The organism is Tepidibacter sp. (genome assembly GCF_025210165.1).
Lineage (GTDB): Bacteria > Bacillota > Clostridia > Peptostreptococcales > Peptostreptococcaceae > Tepidibacter_A.
The window spans coordinates 1-26,665 of sequence record NZ_JAOASI010000070.1; the positions used below are offsets into that span (position 1 = coordinate 1).

The 26,665-nt window shown below is 28.5% G+C and carries 22 protein-coding genes, 1 rRNA gene and 2 riboswitches; of the genes, 1 reads left to right on the forward strand and 22 read right to left on the reverse strand.

Going from position 1 to position 26,665, the window contains the following annotated elements; all coding sequences use genetic code 11:
- A 16S ribosomal RNA gene (locus N4A48_RS11440) occupies positions 1 to 76 on the reverse strand; the annotation flags it as partial.
- Between the two features lie 350 nt (positions 77 to 426).
- Here N4A48_RS11440 and N4A48_RS11445 point away from each other — a divergent pair.
- On the forward strand, positions 427 to 651 hold the full coding sequence (locus tag N4A48_RS11445) for a hypothetical protein (protein ID WP_293666148.1): 225 nt from the start codon (positions 427 to 429) through the stop codon (positions 649 to 651).
- A gap of 8 nt (positions 652 to 659) precedes the next feature.
- Here N4A48_RS11445 and N4A48_RS11450 read toward each other — a convergent pair whose 3' ends face one another.
- The 21 genes from N4A48_RS11450 to N4A48_RS11550 all read right to left on the reverse strand — a co-directional run bounded on the left by N4A48_RS11450 (position 660) and on the right by N4A48_RS11550 (position 26,043).
- Complete coding sequence (locus N4A48_RS11450) at positions 660 to 2,987, reverse strand: heavy metal translocating P-type ATPase (protein ID WP_330665112.1); 2,328 nt, start codon at positions 2,985 to 2,987, stop codon at positions 660 to 662.
- A 153-nt stretch (positions 2,988 to 3,140) separates the two neighbouring features.
- On the reverse strand, positions 3,141 to 3,500 hold the full coding sequence (locus N4A48_RS11455; RefSeq protein WP_293666149.1) for an ArsR/SmtB family transcription factor: 360 nt from the start codon (positions 3,498 to 3,500) through the stop codon (positions 3,141 to 3,143).
- A gap of 120 nt (positions 3,501 to 3,620) precedes the next feature.
- The gene (locus N4A48_RS11460) at positions 3,621 to 5,645 is read right to left on the reverse strand and encodes a methyl-accepting chemotaxis protein (protein ID WP_293666151.1); all 2,025 of its coding nucleotides are present in this window, start codon (positions 5,643 to 5,645) and stop codon (positions 3,621 to 3,623) included.
- A 273-nt stretch (positions 5,646 to 5,918) separates the two neighbouring features.
- Complete coding sequence (locus N4A48_RS11465) at positions 5,919 to 6,626, reverse strand: cobalt-factor II C(20)-methyltransferase (RefSeq protein ID WP_293666152.1); 708 nt, start codon at positions 6,624 to 6,626, stop codon at positions 5,919 to 5,921.
- A 15-nt stretch (positions 6,627 to 6,641) separates the two neighbouring features.
- Complete coding sequence (locus tag N4A48_RS11470; RefSeq protein ID WP_293666154.1) at positions 6,642 to 7,376, reverse strand: ABC transporter permease; 735 nt, start codon at positions 7,374 to 7,376, stop codon at positions 6,642 to 6,644.
- Positions 7,377 to 8,225 carry an ABC transporter ATP-binding protein gene (locus N4A48_RS11475; RefSeq protein ID WP_293666156.1) on the reverse strand — a complete coding sequence of 283 codons (849 nt, stop codon included), beginning with the start codon at positions 8,223 to 8,225 and terminating at the stop codon, positions 7,377 to 7,379. It lies immediately after the preceding gene.
- Between the two features lie 16 nt (positions 8,226 to 8,241).
- Positions 8,242 to 9,690, reverse strand: a complete 1,449-nt coding sequence (locus N4A48_RS11480; RefSeq protein WP_293666158.1) for an ABC transporter substrate-binding protein — start codon at positions 9,688 to 9,690, stop codon at positions 8,242 to 8,244.
- 52 nt (positions 9,691 to 9,742) lie between these two features.
- A complete protein-coding gene (locus N4A48_RS11485) occupies positions 9,743 to 10,651 on the reverse strand; it encodes a sirohydrochlorin cobaltochelatase (protein WP_293666160.1) in 909 nt (302 codons plus the stop codon).
- Between the two features lie 33 nt (positions 10,652 to 10,684).
- Complete coding sequence (locus tag N4A48_RS11490) at positions 10,685 to 11,440, reverse strand: ABC transporter ATP-binding protein (RefSeq protein WP_293666162.1); 756 nt, start codon at positions 11,438 to 11,440, stop codon at positions 10,685 to 10,687.
- Between the two features lie 16 nt (positions 11,441 to 11,456).
- On the reverse strand, positions 11,457 to 12,521 hold the full coding sequence (locus tag N4A48_RS11495) for a FecCD family ABC transporter permease (RefSeq protein WP_293666164.1): 1,065 nt from the start codon (positions 12,519 to 12,521) through the stop codon (positions 11,457 to 11,459).
- Between the two features lie 103 nt (positions 12,522 to 12,624).
- Positions 12,625 to 12,801, reverse strand: a riboswitch (cobalamin riboswitch).
- A 224-nt stretch (positions 12,802 to 13,025) separates the two neighbouring features.
- The gene (gene ahbB / locus N4A48_RS11500) at positions 13,026 to 13,502 is read right to left on the reverse strand and encodes a siroheme decarboxylase subunit beta (RefSeq protein WP_293666166.1); all 477 of its coding nucleotides are present in this window, start codon (positions 13,500 to 13,502) and stop codon (positions 13,026 to 13,028) included.
- Between the two features lie 6 nt (positions 13,503 to 13,508).
- The gene (gene ahbA / locus N4A48_RS11505) at positions 13,509 to 13,961 is read right to left on the reverse strand and encodes a siroheme decarboxylase subunit alpha (protein ID WP_293666167.1); all 453 of its coding nucleotides are present in this window, start codon (positions 13,959 to 13,961) and stop codon (positions 13,509 to 13,511) included.
- A complete protein-coding gene (locus tag N4A48_RS11510; RefSeq protein ID WP_293666181.1) occupies positions 13,954 to 14,832 on the reverse strand; it encodes a radical SAM/SPASM domain-containing protein in 879 nt (292 codons plus the stop codon). Before N4A48_RS11510 ends, ahbA begins: the two co-directional genes overlap by 8 nt.
- Positions 14,833 to 15,032: 200 nt before the next feature.
- A complete protein-coding gene (locus tag N4A48_RS11515; protein WP_293666169.1) occupies positions 15,033 to 16,175 on the reverse strand; it encodes an RNA-guided endonuclease InsQ/TnpB family protein in 1,143 nt (380 codons plus the stop codon).
- Positions 16,159 to 16,779: an IS607 family transposase gene (locus N4A48_RS11520; RefSeq protein WP_293666170.1), complete on the reverse strand. Its 621-nt coding sequence runs from the start codon at positions 16,777 to 16,779 to the stop codon at positions 16,159 to 16,161. The genes N4A48_RS11515 and N4A48_RS11520 overlap by 17 nt, the downstream gene beginning before the upstream one ends.
- A gap of 492 nt (positions 16,780 to 17,271) precedes the next feature.
- Complete coding sequence (locus N4A48_RS11525; protein ID WP_330665113.1) at positions 17,272 to 17,409, reverse strand: hypothetical protein; 138 nt, start codon at positions 17,407 to 17,409, stop codon at positions 17,272 to 17,274.
- Positions 17,410 to 18,579 carry a radical SAM/SPASM domain-containing protein gene (locus N4A48_RS11530; RefSeq protein ID WP_293666172.1) on the reverse strand — a complete coding sequence of 390 codons (1,170 nt, stop codon included), beginning with the start codon at positions 18,577 to 18,579 and terminating at the stop codon, positions 17,410 to 17,412.
- A gap of 132 nt (positions 18,580 to 18,711) precedes the next feature.
- Positions 18,712 to 20,946, reverse strand: coding sequence for a formate C-acetyltransferase (pflB, locus tag N4A48_RS11535; protein WP_293666173.1), 2,235 nt, complete (start codon positions 20,944 to 20,946; stop codon positions 18,712 to 18,714).
- 62 nt (positions 20,947 to 21,008) lie between these two features.
- Positions 21,009 to 21,097: riboswitch (ZMP/ZTP riboswitch) on the reverse strand.
- A 261-nt stretch (positions 21,098 to 21,358) separates the two neighbouring features.
- Positions 21,359 to 24,871, reverse strand: a complete 3,513-nt coding sequence (locus N4A48_RS11540; RefSeq protein WP_293666175.1) for a tetratricopeptide repeat protein — start codon at positions 24,869 to 24,871, stop codon at positions 21,359 to 21,361.
- Positions 24,861 to 25,604: a hypothetical protein gene (locus tag N4A48_RS11545; protein WP_293666176.1), complete on the reverse strand. Its 744-nt coding sequence runs from the start codon at positions 25,602 to 25,604 to the stop codon at positions 24,861 to 24,863. Before N4A48_RS11545 ends, N4A48_RS11540 begins: the two co-directional genes overlap by 11 nt.
- On the reverse strand, positions 25,585 to 26,043 hold the full coding sequence (locus N4A48_RS11550) for a hypothetical protein (RefSeq protein ID WP_293666178.1): 459 nt from the start codon (positions 26,041 to 26,043) through the stop codon (positions 25,585 to 25,587). Before N4A48_RS11550 ends, N4A48_RS11545 begins: the two co-directional genes overlap by 20 nt.
- Between the last annotated feature and the right edge of the window lie 622 nt (positions 26,044 to 26,665).

Genomic DNA, 26,665 nt, shown 5'->3' on the forward strand with positions numbered 1-26,665 from the left:
ATAATCTCCGCTCGACTTGCATGTGTTAGGCACGCCGCCAGCGTTCATCCTGAGCCAGGATCAAACTCTTAAATAAAATTCCGTCTAATGCTACGCATTGACTCATATCGCCAACGAAATTATTCCGGCATAGCCTCATAATTTCCGTTGCTCAAAAGTTTGTCAGTACTCAGTAAACTGACTTAATGTGTTTTTCCGAAAATCACTGTTGTGATTTATTTATAACCTACTGTTTAATTTTCAAAGTTCATGTCATCCGTATCTCTCGGACAAGTAATAATATATCACCTTTTAAAACTTTCGTCAACACTTTTTTTGTTTTATTTTTTAACTTTCAACCATTGTGATATTTTTCCATGTGTATTTTTAGTTAAACAAAGAGAAAATATTAATAAATATTTACGTAACAATTAAGGAGGTTGAACTATGTCTCATAAAAACCCTGAAGACAAAATAGATGAAACTTATGATAGTAAAGATCCTAAAACACCTACTAGACCTTTGACAAATACAGTAATGCCTTTTAAGATGAAAGATGATTCAGAATATGATTTAGGTCATATGGACCCTTTAAGATCTTCAGAATATCATCCTTTTATTCCATCTCATAATAATTTATCAATTAAAGAAATAGAGAAAAAAACAAGATAGCCTAAAGGCTATCTCGTTTTCATAACTCTCATACTATTCAAAACAGCTATTAGAGCAACTCCTACATCAGCAAATACAGCTTGCCACATATTAGCTAATCCAAGTGCTCCTAATAACAGCACTATTAATTTAACTCCAAGAGCAAATACTATATTCTGTATTACTATAACCCTTGTTTTTTTAGCTATTTGAATACTTCTTACTAATTTTGATGGTTCATCTGTCATTAATACAATATCAGCAGCTTCTATAGCAGCATCTGATCCAAGTCCTCCCATAGCAACTCCTATATCAGCCATAGCCAGAACCGGAGCATCATTTATTCCATCTCCAACAAATACAACCTTTGAGCTAGACTTCATTCTTTTTTTTATCATTTCAAGCTTTTCTACCTTTTGATGAGGAAGAAGTTGTGAATGAACTTCATCTATTCCTAATTCATCCTTAACTTTATTAGCAACCAAAGCATTATCTCCCGTAAGCATTATAGTCTTATTAATACCCATATTTTTAAGATCTTTTATACTTTGCTTTGAATCACTCTTTATCTCATCAGATATAAGTATGTATCCACTAAACTTTCCATCTATAGCTACATATATTATTGTTCCTACTTCATTTACCTCAGCACACTCTATATTTTCCTTATTAATAAGTTTGTAGTTACCTACTAATAGACTTTTTCCTTCTATATTCACCTTTATTCCATAACCAAATACTTCTTCATAATCACTTATAATACTTTCATCTATTTTATTATTATAAGCATTTACTATAGATACAGCTATAGGATGATTAGAATAAGACTCTGCATAAGCTGCATATTTTAGTAATTCTTCATTTGAAATATTTGACCCTTTTATATGTGTAACCTTAAATATTCCCTTGCTAAGTGTTCCTGTTTTATCAAACACAACAGTATCTACATCATTTAATGCTTCTAAATAGTTACTTCCCTTTATCAGTATTCCATTTTTAGAAGCACCACCTATTCCCCCAAAGAAGCTAAGTGGTATAGATATAACAAGTGCACACGGGCATGAAATTACTAAAAATATCAATGCTCTATAGAACCAATCAGAAAATACAGCTCCTTGTATAACAAGTGGAGGTACAGTTGCTATAAATACTGATAAGAATACGACCCCAGGCGTATAATATTTGGCAAACTTAGTTATAAAGTTTTCAGTCTTTGCCTTCTTACTGCTTGCATTTTGAACTAAATCAAGTATTTTAGATACAGTTGATTCAGAGAACAACTTAGTTACTCTCACTTCAAGAACACCATTTTTATTTATAAATCCTGAAAGTACACTATCTCCTGCTCCTACATCTCTTGGAAGTGACTCACCTGTCAAGTTAGAAGTATCTATAGCAGATTTTCCCTTTACTATTATTCCATCTAGAGGTACTTTTTCTCCAGGTTTTACCACGATAATATCATCAACCTTTACTATTTCAGGTGAAACCTTCTTAAGTTCACCATCTTCTTTTATATTTGCAAACTCAGGCTGAATCTTAAGTAGCTCTTTTATTGACTTTCTAGAATTATTAACTGCTTTTGATTGAAAAAACTCCCCTACTTGATAAAACAGCATAACCCCTGCAGCCTCTGGGAACTCCTTAATCATAAATGCACCAATAGTCGCTATGCACATTAAAAAGTTTTCATCAAATATTTGTCCTCTTAATATATTTTTAAATGCCTTTAATAAGACGTCTCCGCCTATTAATATATATGCTATGAAGAATATAGTAAACTCTAAATTGTTTGAAAATTTACCGATAATCCCTATTCCAAAGAATAGTGCACCTATTCCCATCTTGATTAACTCTTTTTTGTCAAAATCCTCATGATCGTGATCATGTGAATTATCTTCCCCTTCACTTATAACCTTTACATGAGGTTCTTTCTTAACTACTATCTTTTCAATTTCTTTAGAAACTTTTTCTAAGTCAAATTTATTTTCAACTAAGACTGTTAATCTAGTTGATACAAAATCTAAATTAGCATCTTTTACTTTATCTAAATTAGATACCTCTTTTTCTATCTCACCTGCACAATGAGCACAATCTAGGTTTTTTAGAATAAGTACTTTTTTATAGTAATTATTCTTTTCTTTTACCTTAACATGGGGTTCAAGCTTTTTAACAATACTCCTTGTAGCATTTATAGCTTCATCTGCTCTATTAGAATCTCCAAGTTCTATGGAAAGAGTCTTAGTAATAAAATTTAAAACAGCAGAATTTATATAAGATAATTTATTAACCTCTTCTTCTATCTTAGTTGCACAGTGAGCACAATCAAGACCTTCTAATATAACTTCTTTTTTCAATGTAATCTCCCCTCTTCTCTATCAAGTGAAACTTATCTTCAGGTGGAGTTTGTAACTCCATCTGAAGGTTAGTTGAACTTATCCAGAAGCTGTAGAGTTCTCATCTCCAACCTGAAGAGGATGGAGTCTAGAACTCTTAGCTTTCGGATCAAATTATCTATGATTTATATGTGCAAGACCAGTATCAAATATCTGCTTAACGTGATCATCATCAAGAGAATAGTAAGCTACCTTACCTTCTTTTCTAAACTTTACAAGCCTTGCATTTTTTAAAACCCTTAACTGATGAGATATGGCTGATTGAGTCATTTCTAAAAGAGTAGCTATATCACACACACACATTTCTGACATAAATAATGCGTATATTATCTTTATTCTAGTTGTATCACCAAACACCTTAAAAAGCTCAGCTACATCATATAGTGTTTCTTCCTCAGGCATATTCTTTCTAGCATTTTCAATAATATCTTCATGTATAATATTACAAGTACATTTTTGTATTTCTTTATTCATGATACCCTCCTTTTTATATATGAATGTTTGTTCATGTGTTTATGTATTCATTATATGCCCTAAGGAAGTTTTTTGCAACAAAAAACCTCAGATTATTTATAACCTGAGGTTTAAATACTTTTATTCAGTTTTAAATTTACCAACTTCATCCTTTAATTTATCAGATAATACTTTAAGTTCTTCATAACTTTTAGTCATAGTTTCTACAATAGCTAGTGTTTGTTGTGTACTAGCTGAAACTTCTTCCGTTGAAGCACACGTCTCTTGTGCTAGTTCAGATATATTATTCATAGATTCAACTATCTCTTCTTTATTTACTAACATATCATCATTTAAATGTTTAACATTAGTTATATCATTTGATATATTTAATACAGCACTTGATATTTTGTCGAATATATCTCTAGTTTCTGTTACAGATTTTCGTTGAGTTTCTAACGTATCTGATACATTCTCTATACTTTTAACAGATATATTAGATTTTTCTTGTATTTTTTCTATTAATTCTCCTATTTTATAAGAAGCCCCAGTTGTTTCCTCTGATAGCTTTCGTATTTCATCTGCAACTACTGCAAACCCTTTCCCAGCTTCACCAGCTCTTGCAGCTTCAATAGAAGCATTAAGTGCTAATAAATTTGTTTGACTGGCAATTGTATTTATAACCTCTATTATATTACTTATTTCTTTTGAGCTCTCCTCCATATCTTTTACAGCTAAATCTAATTCCTTACTATTATCAATAGTCTGTCTAGTTTTATCTGTAAGATCTCTTACTATTTCTATACCTGATTCATTTAAATCTACTGTTTGTTCAAAGTTTTGGTTTATATTAATTATTTCATTTGATATTGACATTATGCTATTTGATAAATTATCTATCTTTTGCTTTCCTTGTTGCCTATCTTTTGCCTGTTGATTAGTGTTATTTGCTATTTCTTCTATAGCACAAGCTATTTGATTTGTACTATTCTCAGTTATAGAAGACATCTCAGCTATATTATTAGATGTTTTATATACCATTTCAGAGGAAATTTTTATTTCATTCAAAAGCTGTTTTAAATTAATAAGCATATCGTTAAAGCATGTTCCTATATGACCAAATTCATTATTAGCATTAATACTTATCTCTTGGCTAAAATCACCCGAGCTAGCTCTTGTAATTGCATCTTCTAATTTTCTTAGAGGCTTTGTTATCATATTGCTTATTATATTAGCTAAAATTAAAGCTACTATAATAGAGATTATAAATAGTACTATAGATGTATTCTTTATAGTATTAATCTCTTCTTTTATCTCGTCTTTAAAAAAGTTAATACCTATTATCCATCCAGTTCTTTCATTTTTCATAGAATGAATGAAATTATCTTTAGTCAATACACTCCCTATTTTTGAAAGTAGTAAGCTTTTATCCTCATCAGTTAAATTCTTACCTATTGTTTTTTCATCATTGTTTACTACAAATTTTTCATCGTTACTTACAATAAATATATATCCTGTTTTACCTAATTTAGTATTTCCATATTTCTTCGCAAAACCTTCCAAATCTACATCTATACCTACAACTCCCATTATTTGTCCATTTGAATCTTTTAAAGCCTTACACATTGTAAAATTAAGTTTATTAGTGTTTGCATCTACGTAAGGGTCTGTATATATTATTTGATCACTATTTTCAACAGCTTCTTTATACCAACCTCTTGAAGTTGGGTCATACGATGGATTATCAGACATACCATTTCCTGAATCAGCAAACATTCTTTTATTCTTAGTTCCTATATATGTAGATAAAAAGTTATCATTGCTATTAGTAATATCATCTAAAATTTCTTTTGTTACATATTCTATATCTTCTTTACTATTTAAGTTTCCGTCTATAATACCCTCTTCTACCTTTACCAAGTCCATAAAATTTTGATTATTTAATATAATACCAAGATTATTTTCAATACCTATAAAAAATTCATCTAAACTTCCATCTATTTCTCGTGTAATTTCATTAGAGCTTTTTATCAATCTTTCTTTAACAACCTTATTTGCTTTACTATAAGATAAAATAGACAAAGCTATCAAAGGTATTAATATAGCTGCAATTATTATTGGAAATAAAACAGCCTTAATTGATTTTTTTTGGTTTTTAATTTTCATTATTCCATCTCCTTTTACATAAAGTGAAACTTAATTTAGATGGGGTTTTTATTCCAGCTAAATTTTTAGTTGCGTTTTCCCTAGGGGTAGTCATATAAGGTAATTAGAATACTTAATGAGAATATTTGTACATCATAATTATATACTATTTTTTTTATTTTGTAACATTTTTTGAATATATAGTAAATTATAATTTCATATATAGTAAAATAAAGGACATCAAAATACCTTATTAGCTGTATTTTAATGTCCTTTATTTTGCTTTCTTATTAACTATCCTACTCTCTTCTCTTCTTTATTTATCAATATAGTAGAAAAATAAGATATTTTATCTTGATCTAACTCCTCTAAATTAGTATAAACTTTTTCTTCATTTAAAGATGAATTACTAACTAATATTGAATGATTTAATAAATCGTTATCTTTAATCTTTTGTATTATACTCTTAAAATTCTTGTAAACCTTCATAAGAACTATAGAACTATAATTTTTAAGTGCATAATCGATTTTTTCTTCATCTGTAGTACAAGGAACCACTATTAAAGGTTCTCTATCCATAACAAGAGGGAAATTTTGATTTGATGCTATATTTGAAAAAGATGAAATTCCAGGTATAGTCTCAACCTCAACCTTACCTCTTACTCTTTCTAATAAGTATACATATGTACTATATATCATAGGATCTCCAAGAGTTACAAATCCTACATTTTTACCATATTTAACATCATTTTCTATCTCAATAGCTATTTCATCCCATGCTTTAGTTTTTTCTAAGTTATCAAAATTCATAGGAAAATGTCTTTGCTTTATTTCAAGATCTTCCTTTAAATACTCTCTAACTATAGATAAAGCTAGACTCTTTCCTTCCTTTTTAGGCTCTGGAGTATATAATATATCTAACTCCGTTAAAGTATTTACAGCTTTAATTGTAAGTAAGGAACTATCTCCTGGTCCTGTACCTATTCCATAGAATTTACTCATTTTCTATTCCTCCCTTTACTTGATTTCTTTATAACTTACATGAATTCCCATTAAGAAAAATACTATAAAATATACAAATAAGATTAATACAGACAAGTAATTAATCTTATCTGTTAATGCAATAACCCTTAGACTCTTAGTTACATGAGTTAATGGCAGTATCATTATAAATTTTTCAACTGCTGATGGCATTTTATCTAATGAAAAAAATGTTCCACATAAAAATGACATAGGTGTTATAACAAAGGTTGTAAATCTATTCATGTCATAATGATTATCTATTACCATAGCCGCTACATATCCAAATGCTGAAAATAGCATACTATTTAGAATACATACTAATAAAAACATAAAATTTACATTTATATAAACACCAAATACATAAGAAACTAAAAGTATTATAAATCCGGCATATAAACCTCTAAGAGCTCCCGCTATTATATAGCCAAGTGTCAAAAGATACATCCTAACAGGGGCTGTCATATAATATTCAAAACTTCTCTCATGCAATTTTGCAACTGTAATTCTTATAGCTACAGCATTAAAACTTGTATTCATAGTAGATAAAGCTATTATACCAGGTATTATAAAATATATATAAGTGTGACCCTCTACTATAACTCCATCTCCAAGCCCCCATCCAAAGGCTATCAAATAAAGAAGAGGACTCATAATAGCTCCTGCTGTTATCTTAAATGCTTTTCTTTTAAAGAATATAAATTCTCTCCATAAAATAGTTGCAACTTCCATTTAAATTACCTTCCTGTTTGTAAAATTATAGAAAACATCTTCAAGACTCAAATCTCTAAGTATAAATCGTCCTTTAATATCATTTGAGAATTTATTGGCATCTTCTATATTATAAAAATATTTGTATTTAGTAACCTTATTTTCATCAAAATATTCTATTGTATATTTTCCAAGGCTATTTTTAAGGTTGTCACTAGTATCTTTATAGAATATTTTTCCCTTATCCATAAGAGCTATTTCATCACAAAGACTTTCAGCTTCTTCTATATAGTGAGTTGTAAGTATTATAGTCTTTCCCATATCCTTCATAAGCTTTAATATATCCCATATCTTTCTTCTAGAATTTAAATCTACTCCTACAGTTGGTTCATCTAAAAAAAGTATCTTTGGATCGTGTATTAAAGACTTTGCTATCATAAGCTTTCTTTGCATTCCTCCAGATAGTTTTCTTGACATTCTATCTTCAACCTTTTTAAGATCCATATGAGAGAGCAAACTTTCTATTTGCTCTTCTCTTTTTTTTCCTTTAATATTAAATAATTTAGCTGATAATATAAGATTTTCCTTTACAGTCAAATCTTTGTCTAAGTTCATATGTTGAGGAACTATCCCTATTTGTCTTTTTAAGAATACATTATTTCTATCCATTTTCTGATTCATTATATATATTTGTCCACTTACAGGTTTTAACAACCCTATAAGCATATTTATAAGAGTGGTTTTTCCAGCTCCATTAGGACCTAACAGTCCAAAAAAGCTTCCTGTTTTTATTTTTAAATCCAAATTATCAACAGCGCAAAATTCACCATATCTTTTTGTAACATCTTCAATTTTTATAATTTCATCCATACTTAACATCACCTTATTAATTAATAGAGCTTAATAAATCTAAATATTTTACTATTTCTTTTCCTGTAATATAACTCTTAGGATTAAATTTATTATTCTTAAGTTCCATAAGCTTATTATCAACGATTATTTGTATTATTCTTTTATTTTCAACCTCTGATATATCGGAAATATTAATTTTAGTATCCATTGGCTTTATATCATCTATCATGTATAGAACTTTTGCAAATTCTTCTCTTGTAATATTATCCTCTGGATAAAAGAACTCTTTATCATTTTCTTTGAATCCATCTATATATCCAGATGTAACTGCTGCTTCTATAAAGTTGATCTTTTCATCATTTATATCTACATCTTCAAACATACCGTATGTATGACCTTTATGCTCTTTTCTATAATATTTAGATGTAGGAACAAATACAGGTTCATGCTTGAACTTAACTATTATTTCAGCAAGTTCCTCTCTTGTTATTTCTTTATCTATATTATATTCAGAGTAATCATCAAATATCTCTGGATAAAACATTCTACACATTTCATTTATGCCATCTAAGTATCTAAATGTAGGACTTGATATTATTTTTTGATTTATAACGTATACCCTATCATTTTTTATAGCTTTTATTGTATCAAATCCAGGACGTATAGTTATAGAGTGCTTATTTCCACCAGCATTCATAACTCCATTTTGAGATACAAACACATCTATATCATCAGCTTTTTCAAGTATTCTTTCTGTTCCATATGCAGCTATCGAACTACCTTGTTTTATAGGCTTTGCGTCACTTGCTATATTAATTCCTCCAGCTATATCAATAGCCATACCAGGCATTGAATCAACAGTTACAGTTTTATAATCTTTCTCTGATGATTCAAAATATACATTTACCTTATCTTCTATATTTTTAGTTTTTTCTTTTATATTATCTATTTGAGTATAAAAAACCTTTAATAAATCATTAGCTTTATCCTCAGTTCCAGTTAAAAAAGATAGTTTTTTTATGTAATCATCAAATTCATTAAAAGATTCAGGATATAAAGATACAACATTAATTCCAGCTTTCTCTAATGACTGTACAAAGTCTGGGCAAGATCTATTTATAAAAGGTCTTATTAAAACCAAATCAGGCTCTTCAAGAATTATCTTTTCGGGATCTATATTTCTATAGTCAAATTTCTTTTTTTCAAGAACCTTAGTTGGATATATATCACTGTTTCCAACACCTATTATTTCTTCATCAAGCCCTAACTTATATAAATTTTCTGTATGTGCTGAATAAAGAGATATTATCTTTTTAGCTGGTTCATTCATATTTATTTGTTTGTTGTTATCATCTACAAAGCTTATTTTATATTCTTTGTTATCTGATGAATTTTCCCTAGTTGTATCTGAACATCCAGTGAATATTAATATTCCTATTAAACAACTCAGTAATAAAAAAATCTTATTGTTATATTTTAACATAATTCTCCCCCAAGCATAAAAATCATCAGTAAATACTGATGATTTTTATTATTTATTCTTCTTCTGTTGTTTCTTCCTTCATAGCTTCTTTTGCATGATTTATATACATATCTTGTATTTTTTCATTTTCTCCTAAGCCATGTAAATAAGTTTCAACTACAAATCCTTCTTTCTTTAAAATACGCTTCCAAGAATCTTCCTCATCTCCTGCCATATCATTACTAGCATGGTCTCCTGCAACAACCATTAATGGCATCAATGTAACTTTTTCTATATTGTTTTTCTTTAATTTATTTATTACATTATCAAGTTCTGGATATCCTTCTACTGTTCCAACGTATGCATTAACACCCATATCTTCTAACATATAATCTAGGCATGCATAAGTAGAATTAGCATAATGATGAGTTCCATGCCCCATAAATACTACAGCTTCTTTATCTTCTAATTCTCCTATTTGAACTTTTAAAGCTTCTACTAAATCTTTATAATCTTGTACACTAGTAAGTAAAGGTGAACCCATTTTTATTTTATCAAAATCATCTTTGTACCCATCTACAACTGAAGCTAAGTCATCATATTCAGCTCCATTCATAACATGAAGTGATTGAACTATAACTTCGCTAAATCCTTCTTTTTTTAATTTTTCTAAAGCTTGAGTTGGATCATCTACTTCTATGCCATCTCTTTCTTTAAGCTTTTTGATAATTATATTTGATGTAAAGGCTCTTCTGATTTCATAATCAGTAAACACCTTGTCTATCTTTTCTTCACAAGCTTCTATAGTAACCTTACGAGTATCAGCATAGCTAGTCCCAAAACTAACCACTAAAACTGCCTTTTTGCTTGGATCTTTCTCTACTTTTTTTTCTTCTGTTTCAGCAGCACTTGAGCATCCTGCTAAAACTCCTCCTAGAAGCATTACGCTTACTAATAATGCTAAATACTTTTTAATTTTCATTTAAATCTCCTCCTTAAATATATTATTATAATTTTAAGCTCTTATTAAAAATCCCTTGTCCTCTATTTGGTCTACTTGTATATCAAATACTTTACCTATAAACTCAGTCGTCATCACATCATTAGTTGGTCCATTTAATACAAGTTTTCCATCCTTAAGAACACAGACTTCATCACTAAACATATAAGCTAGATTAAGATCATGTATAACAGATATAACTGTTAAATTCTTTGTATCTACTAATCTTTTGATTAGCTTTAAGCATTTAATTTTTTGAGATATATCCATAGCAGAAAATGCCTCATCCAAAAACAATACCTTAGGTTCTTGAGTCAATGCTTTAGCTATCATGACTCTTTGAAATTCTCCTCCACTAATCCTAGTTATAATAGAATTTGCAAATTTCAAAGTATCTGTAGTTTCCATTGCCTTGTAGACTATTTTTTTATCTATTTGACTAAGCTTATTAATTCTTTTCAAAAATGGCTTTCTTCCCATCATAACTATTTCAAGACATGTGAACGGAAATTTTATATCACCCTTTTGATTAATGATTGCAAAGTTTTGTGATAACTCCTCTACACTATAATCCGAAATATCCTTACCCCTATATTCAATACTTCCTTTATGAGCAGTTAAATATCCAGTCAATAAATTGAGTAGTGTAGTTTTGCCAGACCCATTTGGACCTATTATAGATAGAAATTTACCTTTATTTATATCTAGACTTATCTTATCTAATATCATCTTTTCATTGTATTTAAAGCTAACATCTTCAACTTTAATCATTTAACCACCTCTGAATTTATTGTATGCTCTTGTTTTTATTTATAAATATGTATATAAAGAATGGACCTCCAAATAAAGTTGTTATAACTCCTACAGGAATATCTATATTAAATAATGATCTTGATATATTATCCGCCATTAAAAGTAGTATAGACCCTAATAAAGACGATATTGGTATAAGATATCTATTATCAGATGTTAAGGAAAACCTAACTATATGAGGAACTACAAGACCTATAAATCCTATAATTCCACTAACAGATACGCAAACAGCCGTTATGAGTGATGCACCTATTAAAAATATATTTCTTGTTCTTTTCGTATTAACTCCCAAAGCTCTTGCTTCTTTTTCTCCAAAGGCTAGTATATTCAAATCATCAGCAAAGTATATACATATGAATGTACATATGAGAATAATAGGAAAACTCACAATAACTTGAGGCCATGTTCTTGAATTAAGGCTTCCCATAAGCCAATATATAATGGCAAAAACCTGTTCTCCTGATGTACTTTTTAAAAAGCTTATTCCAGCTGATAATATAGAACTTACTATTATTCCAGCTATAACTAGATTAGATGAACTCATATATCCATCTATTTTTGCTATTTTCATAACTACTAATAAGGTACATATTGCTCCTAAAAATGCAAATGATGTTATAGGCATAGGCGTTTGTAATATAAATATATTCATATATATGCAAAGTACCGCTCCAAAAGCTGCACCCGTTGAAACACCTATAGTATATGGGTCTGCAAGAGGATTCATAAGAAGAGATTGAAATATTGTTCCTGAAACAGCAAGTCCCCCACCTACCAACAGCGCTACTAAAATTCTAGGCAGCCTTATATCCCATACAATAGCAATCTTAGACTTACTTATACCTTCTAATATACCAGTACACGAGGTTATCTTTGCTACAATAATTTTAATAACCTCAATCATCTTAATATCTGCTCGTCCTATATTTACAGACATTATAAGCAGTAGTAAAGATATAAATAATAATACTATACCTATCAAAAGTGCTTTTCTTTTTTTTAATTCTAAGTCGTCGATTATGTTGTTTTCTTTTATCATTAAGTACCTCTTCTTCCAAAAAAAACTCCTATAGGAGTTTTTTGATATGCACAATTACAGGATATAATTCACCTGTTATTATAATGCTTATCTCCCTCCGAAATAGCTCTTTAAATTATAGGCAGGTATCCTGACTCACAGTCATCCTACTTCCTCGCCTTCCCAGTTATCACCAGTGGCTATAGAGGTTTCGTTACTGCTTACAGTAGCGGGGGCTGTGCCAGCTTTTCACTGGTCTTCCCTTTTAATTTTTAATAAAACCTATAACTTTTAATATTAAGTTTTTGAATGCTTACACTCATATTGTATATTAATATATATTAAAAATAAAGTCTTTTTTTTATACATTTTCTATTAATTAACGACATATTAATCTCATTTTATACTATTTCTTATTTTTAAATTTTTATGATAAATTAAAATTATACTTATAAAAAAATCTTCCTTTTAAAAATTTCTAGATGTAGACTTTTTTGAAACTTATAACGAAAATTATTTTTATATCTATTTAATTAATTCTTCCAGATTTGGACTGATTTTTTTTAATTCTTTTAGTGTGTATAATACTTTAAATGAATTATTATTTATACTTTTTGATAAATAATTTATTATATTGTCTACTTCATTCTTGGTTTTTCCATGAATCATTGTATATAAATTGTAATCCCAATTCGGATATAATTCTCTCTCGTATACATGACTTATACTATTTATAGTCTTAATAATATCTATAAAATATTCTATTTTATCCTTTTCTACCTTCCAAACAACCATAGCATTACTATCATAGCCGCTTTTTTGATGTACCATTATAGGTGATATTCGTTTTAAGTATCCTCTTTCATTTAGTTTTTTCAATCTATTTATAAGTTCATCCTCAGATATATCAAATATTTTTGCCATATCCTTATATAAATTCTTGCTTAGTTCTATATCTTTGGATAAATAAATTATTATATCTTTGTCTATTTTATCTATCAAGTTAAATCACCCTTTACTATCAAAATCAAGATATACCTTTACCTTATGCTTATTTATACAACTAACTTTTATAAAATCTTCACATTTTATTCTTTTTTTTATTTCATCAAATATATTTTCAAGTTCCTCTTTTGATGAAGCCATTAAAGTAAACCATATATTATATTCATCATCTCTTTGATAATTATGAGTTACTCCGCTGTATTCATTTATAATCTTTGACGTATTTTCTATATCTTTTGTCTTAACAGCTACGAGTGTACTTTTTATCCCTAAATTTTGGCTATCAAATATACCTCCAAATCTTCTTATATAACCCTTTTGCTTTAATTTATTTATTCTTCTAATGATTTCATCTTCTGTTATATTTAGCTTAATAGCTATATTTTTAAAAGGATTCTTTTCAAGAGGTATTCCATCTTGTACTTCGTTTAATATTAGCTTATCTATACTATCCATATATTTTCTCCTTTAAACAGAATACATCCTCATTCATATAGTTTCCACTTGAACTAAATGCTCTGGCCCTACATCCACCGCATATATTTATATTCTCACACTTTCCACAGTTTCCATTATACTCTTTATAATTTCTAAGTTTATTAAATATCTCTGCATTTTCCCATATATAATCAAAAGAGTTTTCTCTAACACTTCCAACCTTAATAGGTAGATATGGACATATATGAACATCTCCATTAGGAAGTATACAGCAGTACTTAATCCCCGCTATACACCCTCTAGAAAATCTCATATTCATACCTTTATTCTTTGCCTCTACCATAAATTGAGGTGCACAGGTTGGCTTAAGCTCTATATGAGTATCTTTTTGTTTGTCTAATATTTTATTTATAATATCCTTATACTCCTTTTTATTAAGACCATAACTGCCTATCTCTTTACCTCTACCAACTTCTACAAGAAAAAATGGATGATGAGAATGTCCACCAAGAGAAGATATATAGTCTGTAATTTTAGTTATCTCTTCATAATTGGATTTTGTTACAGTAGTATTTATTTGAACCTTAAGTCCAGCTTTTATGCATGCTTTAATTCCATCTATAGTTTTTTTAAAGCTTCCTTTAACTTGTCTAAACTCATCATGCTTTTCTTCGTCTAAACTATCAAGACTTATAGCTACAGCTCTAACCTTAGATTCTTTTAATCTTCTAGCAACTTCATCATCTATTAAAGTTCCATTAGTACCTAGACCACTTATAAGTCCAAGAGAACTTGCATATTCAGTAAGTTCATATAAATCATCTCTTAAAAGAGGTTCTCCTCCACTAAATATCAATATCTTAAATCCAGCTTTGTGTATTCCCCTTATAAGTTCTTTTCCGTTGCGTAAAACTTATATTTTATTATAAAAACTTATAAAAATTTATAGCTTTACAATGTTGTCGCCAACAATTCTTCCTTATTCATCCTATCCCATTTTGCCGAAGCTACTTTGGTTTGATATGATAGTCCAAAGGCTTAAATTCCCATACAACGCATGGTACATATTAGTAGTATCTTTTAAGTGATTTAAACTACTAATTTATAATTCGCTAAATTAATACTTGCATTTTTATCTCTATCAATTACAAGCCCACATTCACATTTATAAACTCTATCCGATAACTTTAAATCTTTTTTTATCGCTCCACAACAGGAACACATTTTACTTGATGGATAAAATCTATCAGCCTCAACAAATTCAATACCATTAAACTCACATTTATACTTCATCTGTCTTTTGAATTCATACAAGCATTGGTTTTGCATAGCTTTTGATAGATGTTTATTCTTCATTATACCTTTTATATTTAAAGTTTCCATAACAACTCTGCTTGGTTTGGTTTTCACTATAGCATTAGTTGCTTGATGAATGTGATTATTCCTTATATTTGATAATCTTCTATCAACTAACTTACTTTGCTTTTCAAGTTTTATGATATTATTGGTTTTCTTTAATCTTTCACCTTTTTTGAAGGTTTTTTCTGATTTCAACCTATCATATTTTCTTGATAATTTACGCTGTAATCGTTTCTTTTTCTTTTCAAGTTTTTTAACGGTTTTAGTTTTGTTAATATTTTTAAATGGTTTTTCAATACTTGAAACTACTGCTAATTCTTTGATTCCAATATCAATACCTATACTTTCACCAGTTAATTCTAAAGTATTTCCTTCCTGTTCTATTCCCACAGATATAAACCAATACTTATTATCATAACTCACTGTAGGTCTTGTGTATTTAACTCCTATCGGTATTGAATTAACTTCTGATAACTTAACCCATCCTACTTTTTCAATTAATACTTTATCTTCTTTTACTTCAAGGGCTACATTATCGTTATAGAAAGATATTCTTGAGTTTTTTCTGCTTTTAAATTTAGGTTTTTCAGCTAAACCTTTGAAGAATGCTTTGTAAGCAATACACGCATCTTTTACAGCTTGTTTTGCTACATTATTGGATACTTCATAAAGCCAACTTAATTCACCTTTTTTAAGCTTAGTAATTTCTTTTCTTAAAACACCATCTTTAATAAACTTGCCACCATTTTTATAATTTTCTTCTTGTTTTGCAAGTGTCCAATTATAAATAAACCGTTTAGTACCAGCACTTTTCCACATCTGTTTTTCTTGTTCCTCAGTTGGTAATAATCTTACTTTAACTGCTCTTATCATCTTCCAATAACTCCTTAATAATCTTCTTAGTTTTTCTGGCTCTTTTTCCTTGTAATCTACAACTGCATACTGTTACAATTTGAATCAAATCTTCAACAAGTTCCTGCTCATCTGTCTTTTCAGTATTATCTATGATTTCTATTTGAGTGTTGTAATATTTACAAGTGTTCTCGAATAACTCATATCCAAACCTTAGAAGTCTATCCTTGTATAGAACTATAATCTTTTCAACTTGGTTTGATTGTATCAAGTCTAATAGTTCCAACAACCCTTTCTTATTATAATTTATTCCACTTCCAATATCTGATATTATTTCAAACTGATAACCTTTAGCATACATATAAGTTTTAACATTTTCAATCTGTCTTTCAAGGTCGTCTTTTTGCTTATTGCTTGAAACTCTGCAATATCCGATTATTTTTTTTGGTTGCTTTATATGAGTTTTAATGCCTATATAATTATTAAGTTGTTCTTGAGAATAAAATCTTTTACCATACTCAGTAGTATGATGTGGTTTTAAAGTGCCTTTCTTGTCCCAATTACGCAAAGTCTGTTCGCTAACTTTTATTATTTTAGCAAATTCACCTATTGAATAATATTTCATGCCATCACCTCTTAATAAGATTATAACAAGTAATATCAAGATATCCGATAAGTTTTTATAAGCTTTTATTAAATTATAAGTTTTACACTTTTATCTATGAACGCTACTTCATAGATACTATTTCGCTCACGCTAATAGTCACTTCCTTTCGGAACGTGCGAAGACTATTTCTTCACCTTCAGCATTACCTGTTAAGAGCAACCCATTTCCACACCCAATAGCTTGATGTGTACTCCCTTGCGGGATAGTCGTTTGACCTTCTCCTGTTCGGAACTTGGCGACCAAAGACCCATTGCACAAGCACTTAGGATTTAACCTTATGCCATCCTTTACGTTGTTACTGATTTCTCACATTCATAGAACCATATTTCATATTCTATTGTAGTGTAAAGGCTTTAGGGATTACTGGTTTTAAAGTTGTGTCCTATGCAGATTTCTCTACATACGAGGCTACAGCTTTTCTTATAAAATTTTATAAGTTACATTATCTTTTTATAAGTTTTTACAAGCTGTTTCGTTACCTTCCTCTGTTGATAACTCATTACTTGAAGCAAGATTAGGACCTGCATCTCTATAGCAATGCTTACAATATAAATTACAATCTTTAGTCATATTCCACGATATAATCATTTAATCCCTCCTAATCTCATCATCTGTAAGATAACAACTAGGGTCCTCTGCCCATATATCATTATAGTATCCATATGCTCTAGCCCTTAGATTTCCTTTGCATATATCTAGCCATTTACATGTTCTACATCTTCCCTTTACCTTATCTTTTTTATTTCTTATTTCGCTTAACAATCCTTCTTTATTTTCATTCCATATATTTGAGAATGAATCTTTCTTTATATTTCCAAGTAAGTGATTTTTAGAGAATTGGTCCATATATACATTCCCTTTATAATCTATATTAGATATAGCAATTCCCGATCTATTCCCTCCATTTCTACTTAATAGATCAAGTATCCTACTCTTTTGATATTCGTCATTTTCCTTTAAATAAAGGTATATCCCGTCTGCAAAGTTGGCAACCGTAAGTATTTCTTTATCTATACCCTTTTCTATATTTTTCTTAACATAAGTATATAGATTATCCAATACTTCCCTAGTCTGCTCATGTGTTAGCATATCATTTATTATATCTTGTCCCCTCCCACTTGGAACTAAATGATAAAAGCATATTCTAGGTATATCTATATCATCTACTAATTTGAGTATATCTTTTACTTCTTTATAATTTTTCTTTTGTATTGTAAATCTAAGACCTACCTTTTGACCTACTTCTTTACAGTTATTTATAGCCTTTATTATAGAATCATACGCTCCATTTACACCTCTGAATACATCATTAGTTTTTGAAGTACCATCAAGGCTAATACCAACGTAGCCTATACCTAGATTCTTTAATCTTCTAGCTACATCCTTTGTTATTAAACTTCCATTAGTAGAAAGACTCACATTTATACCCTTAGATTTTATATACTCTATTATTTCAAATATATTATCTCTCATCAAAGGCTCTCCACCAGATAATAAGATTACAGGAACATTAATTGTAGCTAAATCATCTACTACCTTCTTTATTTCTTCTAATGTAAGTTCTTCTTTATCTTTTGTAGGTGTAGCACTTGAATAGCAATGCTTACATTTAAAATTACATACATTAGTTATATTCCATACTACAACAGGACCCATATTTTTTCTAACACCAGATTTAGCCTTTGAGCAGTCCTTTGAATATCTTATGCTGTTTTTTTGTATATCTTTTTTACTTAATAGTTTGCTTAAATCTATCATATATACTCTCCTCTTGTTAAATTATGCTAGACTTTTTAATGATACCACAAAATGTATAGTTTCTAACAATTTGAAAGTTACTTTGGATAAATTTATAGCCGAAAGAATAGTATTCTCTCGGCTATATCTAAATTATATTTTTTCATGAAAGGTCCTATTTATAACATCTAGTTGTTGTTCTCTTGTTAATTTGATAAAGTTAACTGCATATCCAGATACACGAATTGTAAGTTGAGGATAATTCTCTGGATGATCCATAGCATCAAGTAACATTTCTTTGTCAAATACATTAACATTTATATGGTGTCCTGATTGAATAAAATACCCATCAAGCAAGTATGTTAAATTGTTTATTCTTTCTTCAAAAGTTCTACCAATAGCCTTAGGAACTACAGTGAATGTATAAGAAATACCATCTTGAGAATAATCATATGGAAGTTTAGCAACCGAAGATATAGATGCAAGACAACCTTTTGTATCTCTTGAATGCATTGGATTTGCACCTGGTGCAAATGGTTCCCCACCTTTTCTTCCATCTGGAGTACTTCCCGTTTTTTTGCCATATACTACATTTGAAGTTATAGTAAGTATTGATTGAGTAGGAACAGAATTTCTATAGGTTTTATTCTTTTTTATTTTATTTATGAATCTTTCTACCAAATCATTAGCTATTAAGTCAACTGTATCATCGTTGTTTCCAAACTTAGGAAAATTTCCTTCAATTTCAAAATCAAAAGCCAAACCACTCTCATCTCTTATAGCTTTAACTTTTGCATACTTTATAGCTGCTAAAGAATCAGCACATACAGAAAGTCCTGCTATACCACAAGCCATAGTTCTAAATACATCTCTATCGTGTAACGCCATTTGGGCTTTCTCATATGAATACTTATCATGCATATAGTGAATTATATTTAATGTATTTACATATAAATTAGCAAGCCAATCTAATACCATATCGAATTTTTCTATAACCTCATCAAACTCTAGATACTCAGAAATAATGCGTTCAAATTTAGGAGCAACTTGAATTCTTTTTTTCTCATCTATACCACCATTTATAGCATATAACAAAGCTTTAGCAAGGTTGCACCTAGCTCCAAAAAACTGCATTTGCTCACCTATTTTCATAGCAGAAACACAGCAAGCTATTCCATAATCTTCTCCCCAATAAGCTCTCATCAAATCATCATTTTCGTATTGGATAGAGCTTGTGTCTATAGAAGCCTTAGCACAGAATTTTTTGAAGTTTTCTGGAAGATCCTTAGACCAAAGTACAGTCAAATTCGGTTCTGGAGCAGAACCTAAAGTATATAATGTATTTAATATTCTAAATGAATTTTTAGTTACGAGTGTTCTTCCATCAACACCCATACCACCAATTACTTCCGTTACCCAGGTTGGATCTCCAGAGAATAATTCATTATATTCAGGAGTTCTTAAAAATCTAATCATTCTAAGCTTAATAACAAAGTGATCTATTATTTCTTGAGCTTCTTCTTCAGTTAAAACCCCATTTTTTATATCTCTTTCAAAGTAAATATCTAAAAAAGTTGAAACTCTACCTAAGCTCATTGCAGCACCATTTTGATCTTTAACCGCTGCAAGATAAGCAAAGTATGTCCATTGAGTAGCTTCTTTAGCATTTCTAGCAGGTATACTTATATCAAAACCATATTTCATAGCCATTTTGATCATTTCTTTCAAGGCCTTTATTTGCTCAGATATTTCTTCTCTTAATCTTATAATATCTTCATCTATTGACATAACATTTAAAGATTGTTTTTGAGCTTCTTTATCTTCTATTAATCTATCTATACCATAAAGAGCTACCCTTCTGTAGTCTCCTATTATTCTGCCTCTACCATAAGCATCAGGAAGTCCAGTTATTATTCCCGCACTTCTAGCAGTTCTCATTTCTGGAGTATAAGCATCAAATACTCCATCATTATGAGTTTTTCTATATTTAGTAAAAGCTTCTTTGATAGAAGGATCTAGCTCATATCCATACGCCTCACATGAATTTTCAACCATTCTTATTCCACCAAAAGGCATTACAGCTCTTTTAAGAGGATAATCTGTTTGAAGTCCAACGATTGCTTCTAAATCTTTATCTATATATCCTGCTTTATGAGAATTTATAGTTGAGACAGTTTTGGTATCAACGTCGAGAGTTCCACCTTTTTGAACTTCTTCTTTAATTAAATCTGAAACCTTGTCCCATAATTTTTTAGTTTTTTCTGTAGCTTCAGCTAAAAATGTTTCATCCCCATCATAAGGATTATAATTCTTTTGGATAAACTCTCTTACATTAATATTTTTAACCCATACCCCTTCATTAAACCCTTTCCATTCTTCTCTTAACATAAAAATACCTCCTTGACATTAGTTACTTGTCCAGAGGTATACAAAAAAGACCGCCTGGACATAGTAGTTGCCCAGGCGGTCGGCTTATTTAATCTAAAATCACATTCCCTCATAGTTAATTCTACGTAATCCGCCAGTTATGTGATTTCTTTAGTTTTTTTATATTTTATATATTATCATGATGTCGGTTTAGGGTCAATATATAGCTATAATTATTGTATAGAATAAATATTCTATTTTACTACTTTTTTTATTAGTTTCACATCTTTTGCTACTGCTTTATCTGCAACTGTTATTTCTCCTTTAGCATTTTCATATCCTTCTTTATTTACTGTATAAGTGTATTCTCCAAATAAATTTTTATTTTCAAAAATACACTCTATAAATCTGCCTCCAGTCTATATTAATTATTCTAATCAAAATACTGTTTTCTCACTTTCTCTATTTCTAAAATAATTTCTTCTACTGTTTCCTTTAACTCACTACCCATTTTCTTATATTCTAAAGAATGTTCATCAAGCATATTTGATATTAACGCATAATAAGTAGGTTTAAATCTATTTTTTAAATTTAGTTTTTCTGTATCAAAAATTTTCAACAGTGAATGATACTGCTTTTTTGCAATAAGAAACACAAAGTAATTATTAATTTTATCACTGTATTCCTCAAATACATTTTCTGTTTTTAAAAGTAAATCTATTAAATTTAAAGATTCTTTTATATTATTATTCCACAGATTTATTATAGCTAAACAAAGTAATACATCCAAATTATTATCTTTGTCAAACGTCTTTTGAACTAATTCTAATGCTATATTTTTCTTCGGTTTCATGTTATTTTTAAAATAAAGATAAGCTAAATTTATACTAGCATCTATATAACCCTCATCTACTGCCTTTAAATAATATTTTTCTGCTTTTTCATAATCTCTTAAATTTTCACTATATAGAACCCCTAGATTATTTAAAGAATCTACATCCCCCTCATTTACTGCCTTTAAATAATATTTTTCTGCTTTTTCATAATCTTTTAAATTTTCACTATACAAAACTCCTAAACTATTTAAAACCTCCGTATAACCTTCATCTACTGCCTTTAAATAATATTCTTCTGCCTTTTTATACTCTTTTAAATTTTCTCTATATAATTTAGCTACATTCATTAAAGCTTTCATATTTCCACTATCTAGTGATTTTAAGAAATATTCTTCTCCTTTTTTATATTCTTTTAAATTTTCACTATACAAAATCCCTAGACTATTTAAAGCCTCTGTATAACCCTCATCTACTGCCTTTAAGAAATATTCTTCTGCTTTTTTATATTCTTTTAAATTATCACTATACAAGATTCCTAGATTATTTAAAGCGTTTATATCACCAAAATCTACTGCTCTTAATAAATACTCTTCTGCTTTTTTATATTCTTTTAAATTTTCAATATACAAAATTCCTAGATTATTTAAAATGTCTGTATAGCCCAAATCTACTGCCTTCAAATAATATTCTTCTGCTTTTTTGTATTCTTTTAACTTTTCAGTATATAAAATTCCTAGGTTTTTTAAAACCTCTGTATCACCAGCATGTACTGCCTTTAAATAATATTCTTCTGCTTTTTTATACTCTTTTAACTCTTCACTGTATAAAACCGCTAGATTATTTAAAGCATCTATATCACCTGCATCTACTGCCTTTAAATAATATTCTTCTGCTTTTTTATACTCTTTTAAATTTTCACTATACAAAACTCCCAAATTATTCAAACCATCTATATTACCTGCATCTATTGCCTTTAAATAATATTTTTCTGCTTTTTTGTAATCTTTCAAATTATGACTATACAAAATCCCTAAACTATTTAAAGCATGTGTATTCCCAAAATTCACCGCCTTTAAATAGTATTCTTCTGCCTTTTCATAGTCTTTTAACTTTTCAATATATAATTTACCTAAATTCATTAGAATTTCTATATCACCATTATCTAATGCTCTTAAGAAATATTCTTCTGCTTTTTTATAGTCTTCTAAGTTTTCAACATACAAAACTCCTAAATTATTTAAAGCACCTATATCCCCAGAATCTACTGCTCTTAATAAATACTCTTCTGCTTTTTTATAGTTTTTCAATTTTTTAATATACAAAACTCCTAAACTATTTAAAACATCTTCATAACCTGCATCTAATGCCTTTAAATAATATTTTTCTGCTTCTTTATAATTTCTTAAAATTTTATCATAAAAAATTCCTAGATTATTTAAAGCATCTATATTTCCAGAATCTACTGCTCTTAATAAATACTCTTCTCCTTTTTTATAATCTTTAAATTTTTTAATATACAAAATTCCTAAGCTATTCAAAGCATTTCTATTGCCTGAATCTAATGCTTTCAGATAATACTCTTCTGCTTTTTTATAGTCTTTTAAATGAATATTATATATTTTTGCTAAAGTATAATATTCTTTTTCACTTTTATTTTTTATTTCAGAGATAATCTTAATACATTCTTTGAAATTATTATTATTATTATATTTAATGTATTCTTCATAAAGTTCTATATCTGAATTTGATAATTCCTCTAGTAATTCTAAACTATTGTTCTCTAAAAATCCACGTGTATTTTTTATTAACTCATGTTGAAGATTATTATCTATTTTAGTACTAGCTAACGCTTCTGTCATGTATAAAGCATATTTTGAGTAAATCTTACCTTCTTTTAATGATTTTATATGTTTACGAGCTCTATCTATTAATTCTTCTTTAGAACACCAACTTTCAAGAAAATGAACTAACCATTTGACTTTATTTTTATCTTTTCTACCCCCAAATCTCATCAAATACCATATATTAAAAAAGCGTTCATTTATTTGATACATATAATTTTTTTTATTTTCAGGAATTTTTATTATGATTCTATTTTTCTCTAATTTATTTAACTGGGCAGCTACTTTCTTACTTTCCATTCTGATTTTTTTAGATATTTCTTTTGTGTTTATAGCATCCCAATTAAATGCAATAGCATCTATTATTTCTTGTTGTATACCTGACAAATTATCCATTCTATGTTTATATAATGGAGTAACTCTATCTAAGATAACTTCCAAATCTTTAAAAGAATCTCCATTACTGTCTATAAATATGTCAAATAATAAAACTATTGTTCTTGGAACACCACCAGTTAATCTTCTGAGTGCTTCTATTCTTGCTTCATTTTCTTCTATTATTTTTAATATATTAATTTCATCACTATATCTACCTAAATTCCCCAGTAATTCTTTTGTATCTTTTAAAGAAAGTCCTTTCAATTCTATAAACTTAAAAAATTCATAAAATGGCTTAGAATAATCAAATGTATACTCAAGAGATTCAGAAGATGCACCAATTATTCTTATATATGAGCAAGTCATTAATACTTCTCTTAATCTTTGTTGTTCTTTATCTTTAAATTTACTTAACATTTCACCAATATTATCTATAAATATTATTATTTTTTTATTGTTTTCATCTAAATATCTAATTAAAATATTTAAACATTGCTTTTCATAATCTTCATCTTCAATATATTTATCTATTTCATCACATATTCCTATGAACTCATAGGCTTTATTTTCAAGATATTCACATATTGTTTCCCATAATTTATAAAGCTTTCTAACATTATATTGTTCTTCAGGCAATATAATAGGTATTAACCATTCGTTTAAAGTATAACACTTTTCAACTTCAAAATATAATCTGTTTAATAAAGTTGTTTTTCCATATCCTCTTTGACCTTGTATTATGTAATGTTGCTCAGGATTTTCCATTCTCGATTTTTTTATTTCTGAAAAAATTCTCTTAAATTCTTTTTTTCTAATAACAAAATTATTTATTAATTCATCTGCCGTTTGATTAGCAGGATTATAAATATACTGTACAGGCTTACTTTTCACTATATTTACACCACCATTCTCTTAGTATAGGTGAATTAAACATATATATATTTTCATCTTCATTATTTTGAATATATCCATCATGTTTTAGAATTTGTATAATTCCTTTGCATTTATCTTCAATCTCATGTTTAACACTCATATTATATATTTCACTAAAATCTAATTTTTTCTGTACTGATATTGAATTTAACACCTCCATAATAAATTTATATTCGTTATCTCTATATACATTTAACCTTTCTCTCCAACTACTATAATATTGCTGTTTTTCTATAGCTCTAAGAAATGCTTTATCTATAATATGTTTATCTGTTATTTGGTCATTATCAATTTCTTCTTCATAGTATATCTCTCTTATTTCTGAAATTAATACTTGTATATAAAATGGTATTAACCACTCTACTCTATTTAATAAATATTTTTTTACTTCAGAACTAATGTCAAACTCTATATTTTCTAATAATTCATCAACAAATTTATCTGCTTCTTTTGTAGTTAATGCACTAACTTTCACTTCATTTAAATCATTTATGAATTTTGTAGCATCTAAATTTTTAGCTATAGTGGTCAAATTTATAGAGCCTGTATAAATAAACTGTATTTTTCCACTTAATTCGGAATTTTGTCTCAGTTCTCTACTGGTCTGAAGTAAATGTTTTGCACATTCTTCTGATTGATCTTCAATAATATTACATATTGTTTGAGGATACTCATCTATCATTATTACCATTTTTTTCTTTAAGATTTATTGTTTTAATTATTGTTTCAAAGTATTTATGATAATCAATTTCTTCTGATTTTTTCATCTTTATATGTTTTAACCCTATCTCTTCAATACTTTTTATTGATTTTTTAACAAAATTATTAGTTTTCAATTTAGCTTTGTCTTTTAATCTTAAATGCTTACAATTCATAATAGACTCTACTATAGCTTTGTAATATTCATTTTCTGTTCTTGCTGATTCAGTAATTACATAAATCATATAAAATCCTTCTTTTGGATTATCCTTAATGTTATTCATTATAGAAGTCTTTCCAACTCTTCTTGGTGCTGCTAATATTATATTACTTCCGCATTCTATTTTTCTCCATATATTTCCTGATATAATCGGTCTGTCAAAAAAATCTGTTCCTCTTGCTACTTGTCCTACGATATTATTTAATCCCAAATTAGTAACCTCCTGTTTTGTGTTAATTATTGTATTTTATATTCTAATTACATTTAACAACTTTATTTTTGTCAATATATTTAACAAAAATAAAGTTGTTAAATGTAATAGCAAAAATAAAGTTGTTAAATTTTTTAACACGAATATATTTGCTAATTCGTTTAATACTATTTTTTATTAAATTGCATTTTCATTACTTTCATCCATATATCCACACACTAAAAAAGATGGTTATTTAAATGTTAGGGAATCTTTTAAATAGATTTTAATAAAACTTATGTTGTATCGTTTAAATATACGTTAAAAAACTTCTTATGTCTGACCGTAAGGGAGTTTAAGAAGTTTTAGTATATTTAAATAAGATAGAACATTTAGTTTTATAAATCTATTTAATGCATTCACAGTATTTAAATAACCATCTTTTTCGATTAAAATTCGTCTACTCGCTAACGCGGTGACTCATGTCGCTAACGATCCTTACAGGCTCCATTTCTCAAAAATACTTGCAAGTGTAGCTTTTTCAATAAGTTATACATAAAACAAAAATGATATAGTTTTTTTAAGCATAAATAAAGATTACGTGGCTACGTCCTACTCTCCCTGGGGGCTACCCCCCAAGTTC

Excerpts from the sequence above, each read along its gene's own strand:
- N4A48_RS11445 (WP_293666148.1), top strand. The coding sequence starts at position 427 with ATGTCTCATAAAAACCCTGAAGACAAAATAGATGAAACTTATGATAGT.
- N4A48_RS11455 (WP_293666149.1), bottom strand. The coding sequence starts at position 3,500 with ATGAATAAAGAAATACAAAAATGTACTTGTAATATTATACATGAAGAT.
- N4A48_RS11460 (WP_293666151.1), bottom strand. The coding sequence starts at position 5,645 with ATGAAAATTAAAAACCAAAAAAAATCAATTAAGGCTGTTTTATTTCCA.
- N4A48_RS11465 (WP_293666152.1), bottom strand. The coding sequence starts at position 6,626 with ATGAGTAAATTCTATGGAATAGGTACAGGACCAGGAGATAGTTCCTTA.
- N4A48_RS11470 (WP_293666154.1), bottom strand. The coding sequence starts at position 7,376 with ATGGAAGTTGCAACTATTTTATGGAGAGAATTTATATTCTTTAAAAGA.
- N4A48_RS11475 (WP_293666156.1), bottom strand. The coding sequence starts at position 8,225 with ATGGATGAAATTATAAAAATTGAAGATGTTACAAAAAGATATGGTGAA.
- N4A48_RS11480 (WP_293666158.1), bottom strand. The coding sequence starts at position 9,690 with ATGTTAAAATATAACAATAAGATTTTTTTATTACTGAGTTGTTTAATA.
- N4A48_RS11485 (WP_293666160.1), bottom strand. The coding sequence starts at position 10,651 with ATGAAAATTAAAAAGTATTTAGCATTATTAGTAAGCGTAATGCTTCTA.
- N4A48_RS11490 (WP_293666162.1), bottom strand. The coding sequence starts at position 11,440 with ATGATTAAAGTTGAAGATGTTAGCTTTAAATACAATGAAAAGATGATA.
- N4A48_RS11495 (WP_293666164.1), bottom strand. The coding sequence starts at position 12,521 with ATGATAAAAGAAAACAACATAATCGACGACTTAGAATTAAAAAAAAGA.
- ahbA (WP_293666167.1), bottom strand. The coding sequence starts at position 13,961 with ATGGATAGTATAGATAAGCTAATATTAAACGAAGTACAAGATGGAATA.
- N4A48_RS11515 (WP_293666169.1), bottom strand. The coding sequence starts at position 16,175 with ATGATAAGAGCAGTTAAAGTAAGATTATTACCAACTGAGGAACAAGAA.
- N4A48_RS11520 (WP_293666170.1), bottom strand. The coding sequence starts at position 16,779 with ATGAAATATTATTCAATAGGTGAATTTGCTAAAATAATAAAAGTTAGC.
- N4A48_RS11525 (WP_330665113.1), bottom strand. The coding sequence starts at position 17,409 with ATGATTATATCGTGGAATATGACTAAAGATTGTAATTTATATTGTAAG.
- N4A48_RS11530 (WP_293666172.1), bottom strand. The coding sequence starts at position 18,579 with ATGATAGATTTAAGCAAACTATTAAGTAAAAAAGATATACAAAAAAAC.
- pflB (WP_293666173.1), bottom strand. The coding sequence starts at position 20,946 with ATGTTAAGAGAAGAATGGAAAGGGTTTAATGAAGGGGTATGGGTTAAA.
- N4A48_RS11545 (WP_293666176.1), bottom strand. The coding sequence starts at position 25,604 with ATGGTAATAATGATAGATGAGTATCCTCAAACAATATGTAATATTATT.